This is a genomic window from Pseudomonas sp. LBUM1661 (genome assembly GCF_059695925.1).
Map to the genome: position 1 here is coordinate 1,535,001 of NZ_CP166794.1, position 20,704 is coordinate 1,555,704.

The 20,704-nt window shown below is 59.5% G+C and carries 15 protein-coding genes, 1 tRNA gene, 2 rRNA genes, 2 pseudogenes and 1 riboswitch (1 of these 21 running past the window's edge); of the genes and pseudogenes, 7 read left to right on the top strand and 13 right to left on the bottom strand.

What is annotated here, in order from left to right; translation table 11 throughout:
* The 4 genes and pseudogenes from ACA057_RS06930 to ACA057_RS06945 form a co-directional block, all read left to right on the top strand.
* Positions 1 to 2,065: ribosomal RNA gene (locus ACA057_RS06930) — 23S ribosomal RNA — on the top strand; it begins 827 nt to the left of the window's first position.
* A gap of 172 nt (positions 2,066 to 2,237) precedes the next feature.
* Positions 2,238 to 2,353: ribosomal RNA gene (rrf, locus tag ACA057_RS06935) — 5S ribosomal RNA — on the top strand.
* Positions 2,354 to 2,438: 85 nt separating this feature from the next.
* Positions 2,439 to 2,718, top strand: a pseudogene (locus ACA057_RS06940) (quinone oxidoreductase); the annotation flags it as partial.
* Positions 2,715 to 3,092: pseudogene (locus tag ACA057_RS06945) on the top strand (LysR substrate-binding domain-containing protein); the annotation flags it as partial. The pseudogenes ACA057_RS06940 and ACA057_RS06945, both read left to right, overlap by 4 nt.
* A 259-nt stretch (positions 3,093 to 3,351) precedes the next feature.
* Here the strand turns inward: ACA057_RS06945 and ACA057_RS06950 are convergent.
* The 12 genes from ACA057_RS06950 to ACA057_RS07005 form a co-directional block, all read right to left on the bottom strand.
* Positions 3,352 to 3,425 (bottom strand) — tRNA-Gly (locus ACA057_RS06950).
* A gap of 181 nt (positions 3,426 to 3,606) precedes the next feature.
* Positions 3,607 to 4,491, bottom strand: a complete 885-nt coding sequence (locus ACA057_RS06955) for an alpha/beta fold hydrolase (protein ID WP_497346965.1) — start codon at positions 4,489 to 4,491, stop codon at positions 3,607 to 3,609.
* A 312-nt stretch (positions 4,492 to 4,803) separates the two neighbouring features.
* Positions 4,804 to 5,496, bottom strand: a complete 693-nt coding sequence (locus ACA057_RS06960; RefSeq protein WP_497346967.1) for a pseudouridine synthase — start codon at positions 5,494 to 5,496, stop codon at positions 4,804 to 4,806.
* Positions 5,497 to 5,529: 33 nt separating this feature from the next.
* A complete protein-coding gene (locus ACA057_RS06965; RefSeq protein WP_497346969.1) occupies positions 5,530 to 5,748 on the bottom strand; it encodes a cysteine-rich CWC family protein in 219 nt (72 codons plus the stop codon).
* Positions 5,749 to 5,768: 20 nt separating this feature from the next.
* Entirely contained in the window at positions 5,769 to 7,256 is a 1,488-nt protein-coding gene (locus tag ACA057_RS06970) for a sensor domain-containing diguanylate cyclase (RefSeq protein ID WP_497346971.1), read from the bottom strand.
* Positions 7,257 to 7,477: 221 nt separating this feature from the next.
* Entirely contained in the window at positions 7,478 to 9,244 is a 1,767-nt protein-coding gene (gene atzF, locus ACA057_RS06975) for an allophanate hydrolase (protein WP_497346973.1), read from the bottom strand.
* Positions 9,245 to 9,269: 25 nt separating this feature from the next.
* Positions 9,270 to 12,902 carry an urea carboxylase gene (gene uca, locus ACA057_RS06980; RefSeq protein WP_497346975.1) on the bottom strand — a complete coding sequence of 1,211 codons (3,633 nt, stop codon included), beginning with the start codon at positions 12,900 to 12,902 and terminating at the stop codon, positions 9,270 to 9,272.
* A gap of 306 nt (positions 12,903 to 13,208) precedes the next feature.
* Positions 13,209 to 13,850 carry an urea amidolyase associated protein UAAP2 gene (locus ACA057_RS06985; protein ID WP_497346977.1) on the bottom strand — a complete coding sequence of 214 codons (642 nt, stop codon included), beginning with the start codon at positions 13,848 to 13,850 and terminating at the stop codon, positions 13,209 to 13,211.
* 11 nt (positions 13,851 to 13,861) lie between these two features.
* Positions 13,862 to 14,587 (bottom strand): urea amidolyase associated protein UAAP1, encoded by a 726-nt coding sequence (locus ACA057_RS06990; RefSeq protein WP_497346979.1) that lies wholly within the window; start codon positions 14,585 to 14,587, stop codon positions 13,862 to 13,864.
* Between the two features lie 13 nt (positions 14,588 to 14,600).
* Positions 14,601 to 15,389: an ABC transporter ATP-binding protein gene (locus ACA057_RS06995; RefSeq protein WP_497346981.1), complete on the bottom strand. Its 789-nt coding sequence runs from the start codon at positions 15,387 to 15,389 to the stop codon at positions 14,601 to 14,603.
* Positions 15,386 to 16,201, bottom strand: coding sequence for an ABC transporter permease (locus ACA057_RS07000; protein ID WP_497346983.1), 816 nt, complete (start codon positions 16,199 to 16,201; stop codon positions 15,386 to 15,388). Before ACA057_RS07000 ends, ACA057_RS06995 begins: the two co-directional genes overlap by 4 nt.
* Positions 16,202 to 16,216: 15 nt before the next feature.
* The gene (locus ACA057_RS07005) at positions 16,217 to 17,284 is read right to left on the bottom strand and encodes a putative urea ABC transporter substrate-binding protein (protein ID WP_497346985.1); all 1,068 of its coding nucleotides are present in this window, start codon (positions 17,282 to 17,284) and stop codon (positions 16,217 to 16,219) included.
* A 62-nt stretch (positions 17,285 to 17,346) separates the two neighbouring features.
* Positions 17,347 to 17,447, bottom strand: a riboswitch (guanidine-I (ykkC/yxkD leader).
* A gap of 278 nt (positions 17,448 to 17,725) precedes the next feature.
* Between ACA057_RS07005 and ACA057_RS07010 the strand changes: the two genes are divergently transcribed.
* Together ACA057_RS07010 and ACA057_RS07015 are read left to right on the top strand one after the other, a co-directional pair.
* Positions 17,726 to 17,971, top strand: coding sequence for a hypothetical protein (locus ACA057_RS07010; protein ID WP_497346987.1), 246 nt, complete (start codon positions 17,726 to 17,728; stop codon positions 17,969 to 17,971).
* Between the two features lie 167 nt (positions 17,972 to 18,138).
* Positions 18,139 to 18,576, top strand: a complete 438-nt coding sequence (locus ACA057_RS07015; protein ID WP_497346989.1) for a hypothetical protein — start codon at positions 18,139 to 18,141, stop codon at positions 18,574 to 18,576.
* Between the two features lie 128 nt (positions 18,577 to 18,704).
* Here ACA057_RS07015 and dspII read toward each other — a convergent pair whose 3' ends face one another.
* On the bottom strand, positions 18,705 to 19,808 hold the full coding sequence (gene dspII, locus ACA057_RS07020; RefSeq protein ID WP_497346991.1) for an enoyl-CoA hydratase/isomerase DspII: 1,104 nt from the start codon (positions 19,806 to 19,808) through the stop codon (positions 18,705 to 18,707).
* Between the two features lie 132 nt (positions 19,809 to 19,940).
* Between dspII and ung the strand changes: the two genes are divergently transcribed.
* Positions 19,941 to 20,633, top strand: coding sequence for a uracil-DNA glycosylase (gene ung, locus ACA057_RS07025; RefSeq protein WP_059406690.1), 693 nt, complete (start codon positions 19,941 to 19,943; stop codon positions 20,631 to 20,633).
* The last annotated feature ends 71 nt before the right edge of the window (positions 20,634 to 20,704 follow it).

The following is a 20,704-nucleotide window of genomic DNA, read 5'->3' on the forward strand; positions in this document are numbered from 1 at the left end:
CCTCATGTATCACTGTAGGGGGTAGAGCACTGTTTCGGCTAGGGGGTCATCCCGACTTACCAAACCGATGCAAACTCCGAATACCTACAAGTGCCGAGCATGGGAGACACACGGCGGGTGCTAACGTCCGTCGTGAAAAGGGAAACAACCCAGACCGTCAGCTAAGGTCCCAAAGTTATGGTTAAGTGGGAAACGATGTGGGAAGGCTTAGACAGCTAGGAGGTTGGCTTAGAAGCAGCCACCCTTTAAAGAAAGCGTAATAGCTCACTAGTCGAGTCGGCCTGCGCGGAAGATGTAACGGGGCTCAAACCATACACCGAAGCTACGGGTATCACTTAGGTGATGCGGTAGAGGAGCGTTCTGTAAGCCTGTGAAGGTGAGTTGAGAAGCTTGCTGGAGGTATCAGAAGTGCGAATGCTGACATGAGTAACGACAATGGGTGTGAAAAACACCCACGCCGAAAGACCAAGGTTTCCTGCGCAACGTTAATCGACGCAGGGTTAGTCGGTCCCTAAGGCGAGGCTGAAAAGCGTAGTCGATGGAAAACAGGTTAATATTCCTGTACTTCTGGTTATTGCGATGGAGGGACGGAGAAGGCTAGGCCAGCTTGGCGTTGGTTGTCCAAGTTTAAGGTGGTAGGCTGAGATCTTAGGTAAATCCGGGATCTTAAGGCCGAGAGCTGATGACGAGTTACCCTTTGGGTGACGAAGTGGTTGATGCCATGCTTCCAAGAAAAGCTTCTAAGCTTCAGGTAACCAGGAACCGTACCCCAAACCGACACAGGTGGTTGGGTAGAGAATACCAAGGCGCTTGAGAGAACTCGGGTGAAGGAACTAGGCAAAATGGCACCGTAACTTCGGGAGAAGGTGCGCCGGTGAGGGTGAAGCATTTACTGCGTAAGCCCATGCCGGTCGAAGATACCAGGCCGCTGCGACTGTTTATTAAAAACACAGCACTCTGCAAACACGAAAGTGGACGTATAGGGTGTGACGCCTGCCCGGTGCCGGAAGGTTAATTGATGGGGTTAGCTAACGCGAAGCTCTTGATCGAAGCCCCGGTAAACGGCGGCCGTAACTATAACGGTCCTAAGGTAGCGAAATTCCTTGTCGGGTAAGTTCCGACCTGCACGAATGGCGTAACGATGGCGGCGCTGTCTCCACCCGAGACTCAGTGAAATTGAAATCGCTGTGAAGATGCAGTGTATCCGCGGCTAGACGGAAAGACCCCGTGAACCTTTACTATAGCTTTGCACTGGACTTTGAATTTGCTTGTGTAGGATAGGTGGGAGGCTTTGAAGCGTGGACGCCAGTTCGCGTGGAGCCAACCTTGAAATACCACCCTGGCAACTTTGAGGTTCTAACTCAGGTCCGTTATCCGGATCGAGGACAGTGTATGGTGGGTAGTTTGACTGGGGCGGTCTCCTCCTAAAGAGTAACGGAGGAGTACGAAGGTGCGCTCAGACCGGTCGGAAATCGGTCGTAGAGTATAAAGGCAAAAGCGCGCTTGACTGCGAGACAGACACGTCGAGCAGGTACGAAAGTAGGTCTTAGTGATCCGGTGGTTCTGTATGGAAGGGCCATCGCTCAACGGATAAAAGGTACTCCGGGGATAACAGGCTGATACCGCCCAAGAGTTCATATCGACGGCGGTGTTTGGCACCTCGATGTCGGCTCATCACATCCTGGGGCTGAAGCCGGTCCCAAGGGTATGGCTGTTCGCCATTTAAAGTGGTACGCGAGCTGGGTTTAGAACGTCGTGAGACAGTTCGGTCCCTATCTGCCGTGGACGTTTGAGATTTGAGAGGGGCTGCTCCTAGTACGAGAGGACCGGAGTGGACGAACCTCTGGTGTTCCGGTTGTCACGCCAGTGGCATTGCCGGGTAGCTATGTTCGGAATAGATAACCGCTGAAAGCATCTAAGCGGGAAACTAGCCTCAAGATGAGATCTCACTGGGACCTTGAGTCCCCTGAAGGGCCGTCGAAGACTACGACGTTGATAGGTTGGGTGTGTAAGCGCTGTGAGGCGTTGAGCTAACCAATACTAATTGCCCGTGAGGCTTGACCATATAACACCCAAGCAATTTGCTGACCCTTCTTTATAAATGAAAAGGGGCACCAGATTGCGGTGTGTGAAGACGAAACGAACCGAAAGTTCGAGATCTTGCAAAACACCGAAAGCTATCACTTACCCAATTTGCTGAAGCGCGGCCAGCCGGCCACGACTCGGTACCCGAATTTCTTGACGACCATAGAGCATTGGAACCACCTGATCCCATCCCGAACTCAGCAGTGAAACGATGCATCGCCGATGGTAGTGTGGGGTTTCCCCATGTGAGAGTAGGTCATCGTCAAGATTAAATTCCGAAACCCCTATCTGCGTATGCAGGTAGGGGTTTTGTTTTGTCCGCGAAAAAACATGGCCGACGGATTCGCCACAAGGATAGTCTGCGACAACGCGGTCTGATGGTGTCGTTTGGAGCATCCTCCGGAGCGCCTTCAGCCATAGAGCTGTCCACGCTCAACGCCATAGGCTCGTTGTTCCTGACACGTCGGGGAGTGCCTCTGAGTACCAGGAACGCGCACAGGATGTCTTGGTCGCCTTGGGTGCAGGTATTTCAAACCCCGGATCTGGGCAAGCCACTCGCTGGCTGACGCAGCACTGGCGCATGCCGACCTGGAGTCGGAGCGTTCATCGGGAGCGATCATTCTAAAACCATGAATCTTGATGTTCTGAATAATCAGTACAGTGACGAGATCGCTGCGTTTCTGGCCGTTGCCTCACAGGGCTCGTTTGTCGGGGCTGGTCGGCTATTGCAGCGACACCCAAGCGGCGAAGGGTGCCAGCGAAGTTGGAGGGACTTTGCGCCTTGCATTACCGGCAGCGATGGGACGGCGTTGGCTGGGCCCGATGCTGCCGGATTTTCTCGAGCTTTATCCTCATGTCTCGATCCTCGCAGACTATAACGAGCGTCTGGTCGACATCATTGATGAGGGTTTTGACGCTGCCAACGGATCGGAGAATTGGAAGACAATCGGTTGATCGCCGAAAAGCTGAGCGACCATCGCCGGATTCTATGCGCTTCACCCGCTTACCGCCCTGGGATATTTGAAATCGGTGGGCATGTGTCCAACCCTCAGAATTAGAGTTGGATGCGACCTGAGGATGGCTCCTCCAGCGACAATGCGACGGGGAAAAGACTGCGAGGATGCACCACTTTATGTACCAGATAAGACCGGTAGTCAGTGGAAATCGATGGGTGTCACTGGAATGAAGCTAGGAAAAAATCTGTTTCAGCTCTGTGGACTTGCATGCGTTCCGTGGACTCGTACAGAAATCCATGGAAAAACAATGTGGAGCGGGTGAAGGGAATCGAACCCTCGTTATCAGCTTGGGAAGCTGGAGTAATGCCATTATACGACACCCGCTCAGAGCGGCTGACTTTGTACCAGATGTGCGCGTGGAAATGAAGTTTTTCTTTGCGCGGCACAGTTTTAACGTCAGGTGAAACACAAACAGGGACCGCATGACGGTCTATCGCGGGCAAGCCTCGCGCCTACAGGAATGCGTTAACGCAGTAGGGCGGGGCTTGCTCGCGATGACTCTGTTTCAGATGGCCAGTGCATGTTGGTCCTGGACGTAGTGGTAACGCGGCCGGCTTTCGTGTTGCGCCGGTTTCAGGAAGCCCAGCAATGCGTTGCGGCTGTCTCGGCAGGCGGCTTTGTGTTCCATGTCGAGAAAGTGGCCGGTGGCCTCTAGGGTGGTGAACGTGGCGTGTTGCACGTGGTTGGCGAACAACTGTGCGCCTTCGGCAGCGGTGTATTCGTCCCATTCGCCGTTCATGAACAGCAGCGGCACCCTGATTTTCTCGGCGGCTTTCAGAAAGCACTGGCGATCGCTGTGTAGCAGGTCGCTGATGTGGAAGTGCATCTGCCCGTATTCATGATCGGCCAGGCTGCTGACGTGCCGATAGTTGAAGCGTTTGAACAGGGTCGGTAAGTGTTTGCCGATGGTGCTGTTCACCAGGTTGCCAACGCGGTCGCCGTCCCGGCTGCCAAGGTAATCGACACCGCGCTCGAGGTAATCGAGCATGTGCGAGTTGATCTCCGGCGAGAACGAGCTGATCACGGCTTTCTCGATGCGCCGAGGCTGTTGGGCCAAGGCGACCAGGGTCGCGGCGCCACCCCAGGAAAACGACAGTACGTGTTCGGCGGCGAAGTGGTCGATCAGCTCCAGGAGGATCTGCCCTTCGACTTCCTTGGTCAGCAATTTTTCATGCAGGTTGTGGGCTTTGGACCTGCCCGCGTAGGGCTGGTCGTAGCAGACGACATTGAACTGCGGGTGCAGGTTTTTGACGGTTTGCGCAAACGATGCAGTCGTGGCCATCGAGCCGTTGACCAGAATAATGGTCTTCTCTGCGGCGTCTGCGCGATAGAACTCCGTGTAAACCCGATACTGACCCTGTATATCCAGCACAGCGATTTCTGGCCTCATGTCATAAGACTCCAAGCAAGCGGGTATGCGCGCAAATGAGATTGCACGAGCTTTGTGACAGGTAGGCATACGCCTGGAATTTTGGAGCCCATGTCGATCCAATGCAGACCGGTCGACGGGTATTGTTATTGGCGGGCAGTCTGCCGGGGGAAGGCGGAACCTGAGGGTTCTCTACCGGCAAAAAGTTTCTTAGAAGTATGTTGTGACTCGTCGGTCACATTTCGGCCGACGTCCTGATTCAAGCAGGGGTCACGTCATCGCGCAAGTGTCATTCGTAAATTGTTCGACAACTTCTGCTGAGCGGTCGCCTGCTTAGATCAAATGAATCTCTTCAGTGCGCAAGGCGCGGTACTCGCCCGGTTTTAGCGCATTATCGAGCACCAGCGGGCCCATGGATTCGCGGTGCAAGCGCAGCACCTTGTTGTCGAAGTGGCCGAACATTCGCTTCACCTGGTGATATCGACCCTCGACAATACTCAGCCGCGCCGATTTCGGCCCCAGCAGCTGTAACCCGGCTGGTTGGGTGGTGAGGTCTTCGAAAGCGAAATACAGCCCTTCGCTGAACTTGATTGCATATTCGGGGCCGATGTCCTGCTCGGTCTCGACGTAGTAGACCTTGGGCAGTTTGGTCTGCGGTTGAGTCAGGCGTCGCGACCAGCTGCCGTCATTGGTGATCAGCATCAGACCGGTGGTGTTGAAATCGAGGCGGCCGGCGATGTGCAGCTCGTCCTTGTCTGGCTCATGGATCAGGTCGAGCACGGTCGGGTGCTGAGGGTCGCGGGTGGCGCTGACGCACCCGGCCGGCTTGTGCAGCATGAAGTAGCGGGCGGGTTTGCCGACTTGCAGCACGTCCTCGTCGACCTCCACGCGGCTGAACTCCAGCACCTCGGCGTGCGGGTCGCTGACGATTTTTCCGTCGACCCGGACGCGCTTTTCCACCAGCAACAGACGTACCTGCTTACGGTTGAAGCGCGGCAGATTGCTGAGGAAGCGGTCAACACGCATGGCTAGAGATCGGTGGGAAAAGGGCCGCGCATCTTACGTGATTGACCGGGCGGCTGCTTGCAACTGCGCCTCGACCTGAGCGCAGCTGGGGCACAAGCAGGAGAGGATGCGCAGTCCGGCCGGCAGCGCTTCGAGCACGGTCGGGTCGATGCTGACGCTGTAGCACCAGCATGCGCGATCGGCGGTTCGCGGGTCGGCCAGGCTGCAGTCGTTAGCGGCGCCGCATGCCGGGCAGCGGTCAGGTTTACTCATGTAGGACTGTTCATGTAGGACTATTCATAACTGGAGTGAGGCATTTCCACGCAGGTGCGGTTACGGCCGGCTTGCTTGGCCCGGTACATCGCATGATCGGCCCGCGACAGCAACGTGTGCAAGGTGTCATCGCCCTGCAGGGTGGTCACGCCGATGCTTACCGTCAGCCGCAATGCCTTGCCGTTGTAGGCATAACGCTGTTCCTGGACATGCTGACGAATTTTCTCGGCGATCATCAGACCGGTCTCACCGTCGGTGTCCTTGAGCAGCACGATGAATTCTTCACCACCCCAGCGGCAGACGATGTCCGAGTGCCGCAGGCAACTCTCCAGGTCCCGTGCGAAGCCGATCAGCACCTGATCGCCGGCCAAGTGGCCGTAGGTGTCGTTCAAGGCTTTGAAGTGGTCCAGATCGAGCAGCAACGCGCTCAGCGGTTTCGGTTCGCGTTGCGCTTCGTGCATGGCTTGCGCGGCCAGCAGGTCGAAGCCGCGACGGTTGGGCAGTTCCGTCAGGCTGTCGAGCGTTGCCTGGGCCTGGATCTTGCCCTGATAGCGCTTGTTCACGCGGTTGAGCAGGACCAGCACGATCAGCGTGACGAGCAGGCAGATCAGCAGGTTGAGGTACAGCGACTGGCGGATTTGACTGAGCGCACCTTCTTCGCGCTTGTCGACGAACAGGTACCAATTCAGTTCCGGAATGAACCGCACGTTGAGGAAATGTCCCTGGCCCTGGACGGAATATTCGTAGCTGCCACTGTGGGGTTTCGGCAGCTGGCTGACCATGCCCTTCATGCTCTCGAGTTCACCGAGTTTCTGTCCGACCCGCGCGCCTTGCGGGCCGCCCTCGGCACCGGTCAGTACCAGGCGCCCGAAGTTGTCGACGAAATACACGCTGCGCTGGTAGCGCTGCTGGTACTTGTCGATCAGCTTGATCACCGCATCGACCGTCAGACCAACGCCCGCCGCGCCGATGAATCGGTTGTTGTAGTCGTAGACCTTGTAGTTGATGAAGAAGGTCAGGTTGTCCTTGTTGGCGAGGTCCGGGTCGACGTTGATCTCGTAGGGATCGGCCATGTCGCGGACGCGAAAGTACCAGGCATCGCGGGGCTCAGTGGCTTTGACCTGCTTGAGCACGCCCTTGGCGTGGTAGTAGGTCAGCGTGGTGTTGGAGACGAAAAACGCGGTGTAGGCGCCGTAGTGGGTCATGACTTCGTTGAGGTAACGGGTCATTTTATCGGGGTCCTGCTCGCCGTTTACCACCCAGTCACGCATGAAGGTGTCGCGGGACATCATCGAGGAAATCAGGATCGGTCTGACAAGGTCTTTCTGGATTTCCGAGTAGACCGTGTCGGACGTTAGCGGCAGCTCGGTGTTGACGATGTTGTCGCGAATCGACGCTCGCGAGGCGTAGTAGCTGAGGAAGGACGTGGCGAGGAAACCTGCGCCCAGCAGCGCAATCAGCGTGAGGACCAACGAACGTTGTGAATACAGCGGCGAGGGAAGCGGCATGACAATTCCGTTGGCAGTAATCCGATGGCGGGCATTCTAATGGCACGGCGGGGAAATAACTGCTGGATTTGTAGGGTGAATCGGTCGGGATCAGGAGAGATGGCGACTGGGCTGACGCCTTCGCGGGCAAGTCGGATCGCCGCACCGCTCGCTCCTACAGGATTGGCGCATGACTGTAGGAGCGGCGGTGCGGCGATCCGACTTGCCCGCGAATCGTCAGATCAACGCAAATCGTTCAGATACGCACGCCATCCGCCGAAATGGCTGATATCCACCGCCCCTTCCAACCCATACCCCTCACAGATAAACCCGCTTTCCCAGCGCCCATCCGCCAGTTGCACCTTGCCCAGCCCCAGCGGCGCCGGAATCCCGGTCAGGAACGAGCCCAACTCGCTGCTCGGCAGCTCCCAAACTTCCACCGCAATCGCCACGCCGCCATCCTTCACCCGAACCATCCCCGGACGAAACGGCGGCCCGCCAGCCAAGGCATACAGCTGATAGTCGGGCGAACTGTAAGTGCTCTCGACCAGCCGAGCCCCACGCCGCTTCAATTGCCAGTTCAGCGCCAACCCGTCCAGGTGCGCGCCACACACCACCAGCCGCGCCCGGTCGTTGCGAGCGACGGCCGTCGGCGTTGGTGAAGTACGCTGCAAGGCATCCGCCATACCCAGCAAATATTGATCGGTAAACACCCGCCCAAACAGCGTCACGCCCCACGGCAAACCATTGCCCATAAATCCGCTGGGCACGGCGACGGCGGCGTAATCGAGCAGGTTCATGAAGTTGGTGTAATAGCCCAGTTCCGAATTGCGCAGCACCGGTTCGGCGTCCAGTTCCGCCAGCGTGACGGGGCGTCCAATGGTGGGCGTGACGACGCAATCAAGATTCTCCAGCGCCTTGTCGCACAGGGCTTTCAGCGCTTGCAACCGGTACTGGGCACGGAAGGTTTGCACGCCGCTCACCGCCGGGGCCTTGGCCAGCACCGCGCGAATTACCGGCAGCACGGCGTCGGGGTTTTGCTCCATCAACTCGCCGGCCACGCTGTAACGCTCGGCCACCCACGGCCCTTCGTAGAGCAAACGCGCCGCTTCGAGGAAGGGCGACAGATCCAGTTCCACCGCTTCACCGCCCAGGGCCTTGAGCTGATCGATGGCATCACCGAACAACAACGGGCCTTCAGGGCAGCCGAAAAACTCCAGGTCCTGCGCACGCGGCACGCCGAAGCGGAACGAGCGAGGCTTGCCGAATGCCGAGCCGTCATTCCATTGCGGGTTGCTGCGGCTGTACTCGTCCCGTGGATCAAGGTGCGCGGTGAGCGCCAGTAACTGACTGGCTTCCCGAGCCGTCGCGGTGAAGGTCGTCACGCAGTCCAGCGTGCGACAGGCCGGCACCACGCCGGCCGTTGAAATCAAACCTTTGCTGGCTTTCAATCCGACCAGATTGTTCAATGCCGCCGGCACGCGTCCGGAGCCGGCGGTGTCGGTGCCCAACGAAAAACTCGCCACGCCGAGCGCCACTGCCAGCGATGAACCGGCGCTGGAACCGCCCGATGGATACTCCGGCAACACGCTGTTCGGGCACGCGCCGTACGGCGAGCGACTGCCGTTGAGGCCGGTGGCGAACTGGTCGAGGTTGGTCTTGCCCAGCGGGATCGCACCGAGTGCCAGCAGTTGCTCGACGATGGTCGCTGACCGCTCCGGGACATAAGCAAAATCAGGACACGCTGCCGTCGTCGGAATGCCCGCCAGGTCGATGTTGTCCTTGATCGCAAACGGCACGCCGTACAACGGCAGGCTATCAATGTCGCGACCGTCGAGGGCGGCGAGGTACGGTTCCAGTTCTTCAACGCTGAGCAAGTGGATGAACAGGTGATAGTCCGGGTTCAGCGCCGCCGCTTTATCGCGCAGGCTCAGCAGCAGTTGCCGAGGTGTGAGGCTGCCGTCGCGGTAAGCGTTGCGCAGGGCGTCGAGTTGCAGATTGATGTTCATGGCGTTAGTCCTTTTCAAAATGGGTTCAGTCGAGTTCCAGCACCACGACGCGCTGTCCGGCGCGCACCGCCGAACCCGGTTGCACGCGAATCTCGCGCACCACACCGGCCATGGGCGCGAGCAGCGGGATTTCCATCTTCATCGACTCCAGAATCACCAGCACATCGCCGGCGGCGACCCGGCTGCCGGTCTCGACCTGAACCTGCCAGAGGTTGCCGGCGATGTGGCTGTCGACGCTCTGCTGACCGCTGGCTAGCGGTGCGTCTTCGGTCACTTCCGGGGCCAGTTCTTCGCTGTCGAAATGTGCCTGGCCGCTGGCGATCCAGCGCTCGCGTTCGGCGTTGAACGCGCCTTTTTGTTGCTCACGAAACGCGGCAATGGTCTCGGCTTCTTGCGTCAGGAATGCCTGGTAATCAGCGAGGTTTAACTGACTGTGTTCGATGTTCAGATCGAAGCGCCCAAGCGGAAAATCCCGGCGAATGCGCAGCAGTTCGTCGGCGCTCACCGGGTAGAAACGGATCTGATCGAAGAAGCGCAGCAGCCACGGTTTGCCGTCGAACGCGGCGACTTCGCGGTAACGATTCCACATCTGCAAGGTGCGACCGACAAACTGATAACCGCCAGGGCCCTCCATGCCGTACACGCACATGTAGGCGCCGCCGATGCCCACCGAGTTTTCCGCGGTCCAGGTGCGCGCCGGGTTGTACTTGGTGGTCACCAGGCGATGGCGTGGATCGAGCGGGGTGGCGACCGGTGCACCGAGGTAGACGTCGCCCAGCCCCATCACCAGGTAACTGGCGTCGAACACCGTGCGCTGCACTTCATCGAGGTTTGGCAGGTCGTTGATGCGGCGAATGAACTCCAGATTGCTCGGGCACCACGGCGCATCCTTGCGCACGGTGGTCATGTATTTTTCGATGGCCAATTGGCAGGCCGGATCGTCCCAGGACAACGGCAGATGGACGATGCGCGAGGGCACTTGCAGATCTTTGGCGGCGCACACCGCGTCCCATTCGCCAGCGACGATGCCGAGCAGATCGGCCAGCGGCAGATGCTCGGGTTGGTAGTGCACTTGCAGCGAGCGGATGCCGGGTGTCAGGTCGATCACGCCGTGCAGGTGTTTGCTTTCCAGCGCCTGCATCAGGGCGTGGGCGCGGAAGCGCAGAACGAGGTCGAGTTCCGGTGCGCCGATCTCTAGCAGCAGATGCGTATCGCCAGACAGTCGTGCAACCAGCCGCGTATCGCCCTGACCCAACTCCAACACCACAGGCGACACAACCCCCTGTGGGAGCTGGCCTGCCAGCGATGAAGTTGATGCGGTGTCTGGTCGGGCCCCATCGCTGGCAGGCCAGCTCCCACATTGATCCCATTTCAAGGCGAGGGTGCGGGCGCTCTTCAGGTCGACTGGGAAGAACTGCACTTTGTCTCCAGCCTTGAGTTGCCCCAGCTGCCACAGGTCTGCTTCGATCACCGTCACCGGGCACACAAACCCGCCGAGGCTCGGGCCGTCGGGGCCGAGGATCACGGGCATGTCGCCGGTGAAATCCACTGCGCCGATAGCATACGGATTGTCGTGAATGTTCGACGGATGCAGCCCGGCTTCGCCACCGTCGGCGCGTACCCATTCAGGCTTCGGACCGATCAACCGCACGCCGGTACGGCTGGAGTTGAAGTGGACTTCCCATTGGGTAGCGAAGAAGGTGCCGATGTAGTTTTCGGTGAAGTATTCCGGAGCGCCATGAGGGCCATAGATCACCCGGATCTGTCGCACGGCCGGCAGTTCGCTGATCTGAGTTTCAGTTAGTTGCGCACCTGTGCTGCGATTGTTCAAGACCGGGAGATGCAATACATCGCCAGCCCGCAAGGCACGACCCCCATGCCCGCCAAACTGACCAAGGGTGAAGGTGCTTTTGCTGCCCAGATAATCCGGCACCTGCAAACCACCGCGCAGGCACAGATAGCTGCGCGCGCCTGCACCGGCAATCGTGCCGAGGCTCAAAGTAGAGCCCGCCGGAACCAGCAGCGCGGTGTTCATCGGCACGGCTTCACCGTTCAGCATCAACGGAATCACCGCGCCGGTCACCGCCACGACCGCCTCGCAATTGAAGCGCAGCATCGGCCCGCTCATGGTGATTTCAAGGGCCGCTGCACCTTCGTCATTCCCCAGCAAGCGGTTGCCCAGGCGCAAGGCGCGGCTGTCCATCGGCCCGGACGGCGGCACACCCACCGCCCAGTAACCGAGACGACCGGGATAGTCTTGAACACTGGTTTGTGTGCCGGCGCTGAGCACTTCAAACGTGTTGGCCTGATAGATCAGACCTTCCAGGCATCGAGTCCACGGCTGGCCGCTGGCGAAGGGCGCATCGAGCAAAATCTGCCGCAGGTAATCGCGGTTGGTTTCCACCCCGTAGAGCAAGCTGTCGCCCAACGCTTGATGCAGATCGGCGCGCGCCTCTTCGCGGGTCGGCGCCCAGCTGATGACCTTGGCGATCATCGGGTCGAAGTACGGCGGGATCTCGCAACCGGCCTCGACCCAGGTGTCGATGCGCAGTTGTTTGCCATCGGTGACAGGGAAGCTCACGGCAGTGAGCAGGCCGGGACTCGGCTGAAAATCCCGTCCCGGATCTTCCGCGTAAAGCCGCGCCTGAATCGCATGGCCCTCGGCTTTCAAACCCTGACTCAACGCGCTCAATGGCGGCAAATCACCGGCCGCCAGTTCCACCATCCAGCGCACCAGGTCCACGCCCCACACCTGTTCGGTGACGCCGTGTTCTACCTGCAAACGGGTGTTCACTTCCAGAAAGTAGAAGCGCTGGTCTTCACTGTCGAAGACGAACTCGACCGTGCCGGCGCTGCGGTAATTCACTGCTTTAGCCAGTTTGATTGCAGCGGCGCAGAGCGCTTCCGCCATGCCCTCGGGCAGGTTCGGCGCGGGAGTTTCTTCGAGGACTTTCTGATTGCGTCGCTGCACCGAGCAGTCGCGCACACCCAGCGCAATCACTTCACCCTGGCCGTCGCCAAACACCTGGACTTCCAGATGCCGGGCGCGCTGGATGTACTTCTCGATGAACACACCGGCGTCGCTGAAGTTGTTTTGACCGAGGCGTTTGACCGCCTCGAATGACTCGCTCAACTCGGCGGCGCTACGGCACACGCGCATGCCGATGCCGCCACCGCCAGCGGTGCTTTTGAGCATCACCGGGTAGCCAACTTGTTCGCCTGCGATCAACGCCGCATCGAGGCTGTCGAGCAGTTCGGTGCCTTCGAGCATTGGCACGCCATGTTGCTTGGCCAAGGCGCGAGCGGTGTGTTTGAGACCGAACACGCGCAGTTGCTGCGGTGTCGGGCCGATGAAGGCGATGCCGGCGGCTTCGCAGGCTTCGGCGAACGCGGCGTTTTCCGAGAGGAAACCGTAGCCGGGATGGATCGCCGTGGCGCCAGTGGATTGCGCGATGGCGAGGATTTTATCGACGGCCAGATACGTACCGGCCGCCGCGCCTTCACCGAGGCTGTGGGCTTCATCGGCTTGAAGAATGTGCAGGCTCGCGGCATCGGCTTCGGAATACACGGCGACGCCCAACACCCGCAACTCGCGCAACGTGCGCAGGATGCGGCAGGCAATGGCGCCACGGTTGGCAATCAGGACTTTTTCGAACATGGCATAACCCCCGGAGGCGATAGCGCATCAGCCTCGACCTGGGATGCGGGCCGTCCCGCAGTTTTTCGATAGGCGCCGAGGTCGTCCTCGACGGCAGAATCAGTTCATTTAAAAACACCGCAGAACCCCTGTGGGAGCGAGCCTGCTCGCGATAGCGATGTAACAGTCGACATTAATGGTGAATATGCTGACGCCATCGCGAGCAGGCTCGCTCCCACAGTGTTTAGTGATGTTCTTACTTTTTGAGGCACTGGCCGGAACGGGCCTGGCACAGGGTGAACAACCATCTGCGCCACCGCGCTAATGTCAGTTCCATACCAGCAGCTCCGCAGGAGTAGGGTTGTAGGCGTTGCACGGGTTGTTCAGTTGCGGGCAGTTGGAGATCAGCACGATCACGTCCATCTCGGCCCGCAGGTCGACGTACTTGCCCGGTGCGGAAATCCCGTCTTCAAACGTCAGCCCGCCATCCGCCGTGACCGGCACGTTCATGAAGAAGTTGATGTTCGGCCCAATGTCGCCTTTACCCAGGCGCCCGTCGTGGACGCAGGCGCGCAGGTAGTTGTCGCGGCAGCTGTGCATGTAGCGTTTCTCCAGCGCGTAACGCACGGTGTTGCTCTCTTGCGCGCAGGCGCCGCCGAGAGTGTCGTGGCGGCCGCAGGTGTCGGCGACGATGGTCAGCATCGGTTTGCCAAGGTTGGAATAGAGCACGCTGCCGGTGCTCAGGTAGACGCTGTTCTGCCGGCGCAGCGTGCGTTGCACGTCGTAGCGTTCCTTTGGATTGGCGACGCTGTAGAACAGCGTATCGACCGCCTGATTGCCTTCAAGGTCGAGGATGCGCAGGGTCTGGCCGGCCTTGACCTCCATCAGCCAGGGTTCGCCGGCGGGGATGGTGGCGCGGTACACCGCGTTTTCTGGCTGCTGTTGAGTGGTGGCGATGGCGAGTGACATGGCAGCGATCCTCAAGCGAACAAACGGTCGGTGTTGATGAAGCCGCGCTCGTTTTCCGGGCGCGAAGTGCGGCAGTGTTCGGCGACGCTGGCGTCGGCGTTCATCCAGCTGAGCTTCAGCGGTTTGGGGGCGTATTCCGGCGACGGGTCCATCGGATGCTGCAGCGCGGTGAGCACCACCAGCGTGTCCATTGGTGCGTAGAGCTCGATGTAATCGCCCGCCCTGGAGTTACCTTCGACAAAGTGAAAACGTCCGGCCTCATCGACGTTCACTCGGCTGAACAGGTTGAGCGTCATCAGCAAATCCGACAGGCCCAAACCCCACTTGCCCAGTTCCACCAGCAGGTTGTCGGTGCCGTTGCGGAAGAAGCCATTGCGCAGTTCCTGATAGCGGCCCGCGCCGTATTTTTCCGCGACTTCTTCAGCGCAGAGCACACCGCCGAGGCTGTCGCTCCAGCCGCAGGTGTCGGCGGTGATGGCGGCCAGTACGCGGCCCATGTCCGAGTACAGGCAATGGCCAGCGGTGAGCTTGGCCGTGTGTTGGCATTTGAGGCTGTCGGGCAGGTTCAGGCGTTCGGTTTTTTCGTTGGCGTTCAGCAGCGTCAAGCTAACGTTGGCACCGCCGCGCAGGTCGGTCAGGCGCAGCAATTGGCCGCGTTTCAACACGAAGGAACGATGGCCGCCGCCGGGGAGCATTTCTTCGGCGAAGGGCGGGAACAGTTGGGTCGAATCAGTCATGGGCAAAATCCTCTCAAGCGATGCGAAGCGTGCCCGCCAGCTGAGCCGGCAAGGCGTCGACGGCGGCACGGGTGGTGCGGCGGTCGCTGTTCAAAGGGATGTCGTAAGTGATGCGTGCGCCATAGGCGCCGGGGGCGTGCGGGTCGACGCGAACCTTGTCGAACACCAGCAGGCGCGTGCCGAGGCTGAAGCCTTCGGACAGGTCATGCGTGACCATGAACACCGTCAGTTGCGTCTCGCGCCACAGCTCCAGCAACAAGCCGTGCATGTCCTTGCGGATGCCCGGATCGAGCGCGCCGAAGGGCTCGTCGAGTAGCAACACCCGAGGTTTCATGATCAGCGCCTGGGCGATGGCCAGCCGTTGTTGCATGCCGCCGGAAAGCTGCGCCGGGTACTTGTCCAGCGAGTGGCCGAGGCCGACTTTGTGCAGCAGCACTGAAGCCTGTTCGCGAGCCTCTTTTTTTGCACTGCCGAACAAGCGCCCGAGCAGTGGCGAACGTGGCAGTTCGAGGCCAAGGGCGACGTTGTCCAGCACCGTCAGATGCGGGAACACCGAATAGCGCTGGAACACCACGCCACGGCTTGAATCGGGTTCACCGGCCAAGGCCTGGCCGTCCAACAGAATCTCGCCGCGACTGGCTTTTTCCTGACCCAGCAGCAAGCGCAGGAAGGTCGATTTGCCGCAACCGGAAGCGCCGACCAAGGTGCAGAACTCACCCTCGTTGACGTTCAGGTTCAACCCTTCGAGCACCACCTGATCAGCGTATTGCTGCCAGACGTTTTTCACCGTGATGAAGCTCATGCGCGGGCTCCTTCATACCAAGGAAAAGCACGCTGGGTCAGGCGCTTCAGGCCCCAATCCATCAGCCAGGCGAGCAGGGTGATCCAGACCACGTACGGCAGGATCACGTCCATCGCCAGGTAACGGCGCACCAGGAAGATCCGATAGCCGAGACCGTCGGTGGACGCGATGGCTTCAGCGGCAATCAGGAACAACCACGCCGAGCCGAGCATCAACCGCAGCGAGATCAGCAGGCGCGGCAGCAATTGCGGCAGCACCACCCGCAGCATCAACGTCCAGGTCGACGCGCCGAGGGTTTGCGCCTTGATCAGCAGCTCGACCGGAATTTCCCGAGCGCGTTGTTCCAGATCACGGGCCAGGCACGGGGTGATGCCGATCACGATCAGCATCACTTTCGACAATTCCCCCAGCCCGAAAACGATGAACAGAATTGGCAAGATCGCCAGTGGCGGCACCATCGACAGCACCGTCAGCAACGGCGACAACGGTGCGCCAAACAGCGGCAAGGTGCCGGCGGCGATGCCCAGGCACAGCCCGGCCAACGCGCTGATAGCGAGGCCGATGGCGAGTCGGCGCAGGCTGGACGCGGTGTCTTGCCACAGTACGTATTCACCGGTGCGGGTGTCGGCAGTGAAGGCCAGGCGTTTCACCGCGTCGGTCATCTGCACGGCGCTCGGCAACAGCTTGTCGTTGGGGTTTTCCATCAGCCGCTCGGCCGAGCCCATGAAGTAGGCGAACAGCACCAGGGCGAACGGCAGGATCACCAACAGCAGGCGACTCGGGCGATCCGGGTGGCGATTGATCAGGCGCATGGCCACGTCCTCCTGTTACAGCTTGGCGTCGGCAGCCATCTGCACGTAGCTCGGGTCGAAGCGCAGCTTGAGGTTGCTCTTGTCGCCGCTGGTCACGCCGTTGGCGAAGGCCATGCCGACCGCGCTGGTGTCTTTGGCGCCTTCACCGAGCAAGCCGTGCTGGAACGAGAACTCGGCGACCTTGCGCATGGTCTCCGGCAGTTGCTTGCTGGTGGAAAACGCCAGCGCCTCCTGCGGAGTAGCAAATAGCTTGGTGGTGTCGAGTTGCGCCTGGAAGCCGGCCAGGTCGGTGCCCGAGGCCTTGGCCATGTGTTCGAGTGCGACTTTGCTGGCGGCGTTTTTCGCGTTCATCAACTCGACCACTTCAAACCACGCGCCAGTCAGTGCCTTGCCCAACGCCGGGTTGTCTTTGAGGGTGGCGCTGTTGACCACCATCATGTCCATGATTTCGCCGGGGATCTGGCTGGAGTTGAACACTTCGGTCACGCCCGGTTTGGCCTTGATGTCCGAGAGCATCGGATTCCAGGTGGTGACGGCATTGACTTGATCGGTGTTGAAGGCGGCCGAGATGTCGGCGTCGGAGGTGTTGACCACTTTCAGGTCTTTTTCGGTGAGATCGACCGAATCCAGCGCCCGTGCCAGCAAGTAGTGGGAAACCGACAGCTCCACCAGATTGACGTCCATGCCCTTGAGGTCGGTGACTTTCTTGCCGTCGCCCTTGAGGACGATGCCGTCGTTGCCGTTGGAGAAGTCGCTGACGATCAGCGCGGTGCTGTCGACGCCACCGGCAGCGGGAATGGTCAGCGCATCCATGTTGGTCATGGTGCAGCCATCGAACTGGCCGGCGGTGTATTGGTTGATGGATTCGACGTAGTCATTGAGCTGCACCACATCAATCTTGATGCCGTACTTCTTCGCCCATTTGTCGACGATGCCTTGGCTGCCAGCGTATTCCCAGGGCATCCAGCCGGCGTAAATGGTCCAGCAGACGCTGAAGTGGTCTTTCTGGGCGGCTTGGGACGAGACGCTCACGAGGGCGGCGAAAGCAGCGGCGAGCAGGGCGGGTAAACGAAGCTTGAGCATGGGTGGTTCTCCAGTTGATCAAGGGCGGGCAGGAGTCAACGCGGCACCGCGAACGGTGGCTTGTCTCCCGGGCTTTTATCCCGCCGTGTAACCTCAACTGGAGGTCGCTAACTCTCGGACCAGCCACTCGCCTTGGCGAGCCGGAACCCTAGTCAGCCATTTGCAAATTGTGGTGCCGCGAACCTGTGATGACTCCTGCACGCTTTTACTAAAGCGAGAGCCGTGCCAAGTCGGCTGGAACGCTCTAGCGTGGGGGATTGCTCGTTTGACGCTGAGGCCGGCAACCGCGTCATTGCCTTGTGATGGTGCGCCGACGCACCGCAATGGGACGTGATGGCCATTGATCCGAAGGTTGTCCTGGCTGCGCACTTGGTCGGATTTTAAAAGTCAAAACGGGTGTCAGTCGGCCTGTACCGGCTGCGGGTCTTTCAGGAGGCCGCCATGTTTCGTCGACTGTTGTTTGCCGCTGCGCTGGGGCTCGGATTGTCCGGTTGTTATTACTACGCCGGGGGTTACGACGTTGCGTATCCCGCGCCTTATTACTATCCCGGCTATTCGCCTTATTCCTACTATTACGGCCCGCGTTACTACTCTGGCCCACGCTTCTATGGCGGTTATCGCTATTACTATTGGGGCGGTCATTCACCACGTTATTACGGCGGTGGATACCGGGGTGGCCACCACTAATCAGCGCGTGAATAGATGAAAAACCTTTCATCGGCGACTTGTTTCAATGTGTTTCGGGAACGCACCAGATTTCGAAATCGATGTCTGATCTGTCGACAGCCACCGAATAATTGACTGTCGCCTGCCAGCGTCGCTGGTGTGGCTCACTCGCGGTCCAGGAGGCCGCCATGCTCTCTCGAATTCTTCTGATTGCTGTGTTGGGATTGTCTCTTGGTGCGTGCGTGCCCTATTCCGATGGAGGAGCCAGCTACTACAGTTCCGAGGTCTATACCTCGCCAGCGCCAGCCTATTACTCTGGCGGCGGGCCTTACTACTCAGGTGGCGGGGGTTACTACACGCAACCTCGCCGGTACTACGCACCGCCTGCGCGGTATTACCAGCCAACACCGCGGCATTACTACCAGCCGCGGGTTTATCAACCTTCTCCGCGTTATTACCAGTCGCAACGAGGCGACTACCGGGCTCACCAGAATCAGGGCTGGGATGGCCGTAATCGCGGCAACTGGAACAACGACAACCGCGGTCACGATGGGCGCAACAATCATGGCGGACGAGGCGACCACAATGGTCGTGGCGATCACGATGGCCGAGGCGGCCGTCGTTAAACCAATTAGTTAAAACGCAATACCTGTGGGAGCGGGCTTGCTCGCGAAGGCGGTGTGTCAGACAGCATTAATGTCGACTGACACACCGCTTTCGCGAGCAAGCCCGCTCCCACATTTTTTTTGTGTAATTACAGGTCCGCCAAGGGATGCCGGCCTTCCCAAACCTTCTGGAAATGCGCCTCCACCACCGCATCCGGCACATTATTGATGTCCGGCCAGTGCCAGTGAGGTTTCTGGTCCTTGTCGATCAACCGCGCTCGTACACCCTCACTGAACTCCGGATGACGGCAGCAATTGAGGCTCATGGTGTATTCCATCTGGAAAACCTGAGTCAGCGACATGTGCCGCGCGCGGATGATCTGTTCCCACACCAGATGAGCGGTCAGCGGCGAGCCCTCGCTCATGGTTTTCGCGGCGCGGCTCAAGAGTATATCCGTGCTGTCGCGCAACTGGCTGATGGCTTTCCAGGCGCAGCGCACATCGCTGACATCCAGCAACTCGTCGATCTGCTCGCGTCGCGGCAGCCATTGCGCTTCAGGCATCTGCCCGATGGCTTCCTGCTGCAAAGCCTTGAGCAGGCTGTTGAGCTGCATCGATGTCTGTTCCTGCCAGTTCAATTGCAGCAAGCCTTCGATCAGCTCTTCTTGCTGTTCATCGAGCAGGAAACGGTCGGCCAGGTCCAGATCGATCGCATCACGACCATTCATATGCGCGCCGGTCAGGCCGAGAAACAATCCGAGCTTGCCCGGCAGTCGCGACAGGAACCAACTGGCCCCGACGTCCGGGTACAGGCCGATGCTGATCTCGGGCATCGCCAATCGGCTGCTCGGTGTGACAATGCGAATGCTCGACCCTTGCAGCAGGCCCATGCCGCCGCCGAGCACATAACCATGCCCCCAACAGATCAACGGTTTCGGGTAGGTGTGCAGATTGAAGTCCAGGCGATATTCCGCCGCAAAGAAGTGCGCGGCCAATGGCGGCACCTCGCCGGGATGGGCGCGACAGGCTTCCACCAGGCTGCGGACTTCGCCGCCGGCGCAAAAGGCTTTGTTGCCGTTGCCGCGCAACACCACGCAGACGATTTGCGGTTCCTTGGCCCAGGCGTCCAATTGATCGCGCAGGGCGTTGATCATCGGCAAGGACAGCGCATTGAGCGACTTTTCGGCATCAAGGCTGGCGATGCCGATACGGGCGCCGTCGGTGCCGGTGAGTTCTTCGAAGTGCAGATTCATCGTGACCTCGATCGGGAATTTGAGCGTTCAGTATGATCGCTATATCGGAAAGTGCCGGATCTGCGTCAGATCAATTGACAAGCGTGATGGGCTTTCCTAGGGTTCGCCCCATTGTTTTTGCCGGATGTAACCATGACTGCTGACGACCGTATCAAACTCGAACCGAGCTGGAAGGAGGCACTGCGTGCCGAGTTCGACCAGCCCTACATGGCAGAATTGCGTGCCTTTCTGCAAGAGGAGCGAGCGGCGGGCAAGGAAATCTATCCGCCGGGCCCGATGATTTTCAACGCACTCAACTCCACGCCGCTGGACAAGGTCAAGGTCGTCATCCTCGGCCAGGACCCGTACCACGGCCCGGGTCAGGCCCACGGCTTGTGCTTCTCGGTGCAACCGGGCGTGCCGGCGCCGCCGTCGCTGGTGAACATCTACAAAGAATTGAAGCGCGACCTGAACATCGACATCCCGAGCCACGGCTACCTGCAGAGTTGGGCCGAGCAGGGCGTGCTGATGCTCAACACCACCATGACCGTGGAGCGCGCCAACGCCAATGCGCACAAGGACAAGGGGTGGCAGTTTTTCACCGATCGAATCATTCAAGTGGTCAGTGAACAGCAACCGCATCTGGTGTTCATGCTGTGGGGCGCCCATGCGCAGAGCAAACAGAAACTCATCGATGCCACCAAGCATTTGGTCCTGACCTCGGTGCATCCGTCACCGCTGTCCGCCTATCGCGGTTTTCTCGGGTGCGGGCACTTCAGCCGGACCAACAAGTTTCTGGAGCAGAACGGCGAGACGCCGATCGAGTGGCGTCTTCCGCCAGTCTAAAAAGCATCGCCAGCAGGCTGGCTCCCACATTGGTTTTGCGGTGTTTACAAAACCTGTGGGAGCCAGCCTGC

What these genes read in the sequence shown, in the direction of transcription:
- ACA057_RS06955 (WP_497346965.1), bottom strand. Translation starts at nt 4,491, where the DNA reads ATGAGGCCAGAAATCGCTGTGCTGGATATACAGGGTCAGTATCGGGTT.
- ACA057_RS06960 (WP_497346967.1), bottom strand. Translation starts at nt 5,496, where the DNA reads ATGCGTGTTGACCGCTTCCTCAGCAATCTGCCGCGCTTCAACCGTAAG.
- ACA057_RS06965 (WP_497346969.1), bottom strand. Translation starts at nt 5,748, where the DNA reads ATGAGTAAACCTGACCGCTGCCCGGCATGCGGCGCCGCTAACGACTGC.
- ACA057_RS06970 (WP_497346971.1), bottom strand. Translation starts at nt 7,256, where the DNA reads ATGCCGCTTCCCTCGCCGCTGTATTCACAACGTTCGTTGGTCCTCACG.
- atzF (WP_497346973.1), bottom strand. Translation starts at nt 9,244, where the DNA reads ATGAACATCAATCTGCAACTCGACGCCCTGCGCAACGCTTACCGCGAC.
- uca (WP_497346975.1), bottom strand. Translation starts at nt 12,902, where the DNA reads ATGTTCGAAAAAGTCCTGATTGCCAACCGTGGCGCCATTGCCTGCCGC.
- ACA057_RS06985 (WP_497346977.1), bottom strand. Translation starts at nt 13,850, where the DNA reads ATGTCACTCGCCATCGCCACCACTCAACAGCAGCCAGAAAACGCGGTG.
- ACA057_RS06990 (WP_497346979.1), bottom strand. Translation starts at nt 14,587, where the DNA reads ATGACTGATTCGACCCAACTGTTCCCGCCCTTCGCCGAAGAAATGCTC.
- ACA057_RS06995 (WP_497346981.1), bottom strand. Translation starts at nt 15,389, where the DNA reads ATGAGCTTCATCACGGTGAAAAACGTCTGGCAGCAATACGCTGATCAG.
- ACA057_RS07000 (WP_497346983.1), bottom strand. Translation starts at nt 16,201, where the DNA reads ATGCGCCTGATCAATCGCCACCCGGATCGCCCGAGTCGCCTGCTGTTG.
- ACA057_RS07005 (WP_497346985.1), bottom strand. Translation starts at nt 17,284, where the DNA reads ATGCTCAAGCTTCGTTTACCCGCCCTGCTCGCCGCTGCTTTCGCCGCC.
- ACA057_RS07010 (WP_497346987.1), top strand. Translation starts at nt 17,726, where the DNA reads ATGTTTCGTCGACTGTTGTTTGCCGCTGCGCTGGGGCTCGGATTGTCC.
- ACA057_RS07015 (WP_497346989.1), top strand. Translation starts at nt 18,139, where the DNA reads ATGCTCTCTCGAATTCTTCTGATTGCTGTGTTGGGATTGTCTCTTGGT.
- dspII (WP_497346991.1), bottom strand. Translation starts at nt 19,808, where the DNA reads ATGAATCTGCACTTCGAAGAACTCACCGGCACCGACGGCGCCCGTATC.
- ung (WP_059406690.1), top strand. Translation starts at nt 19,941, where the DNA reads ATGACTGCTGACGACCGTATCAAACTCGAACCGAGCTGGAAGGAGGCA.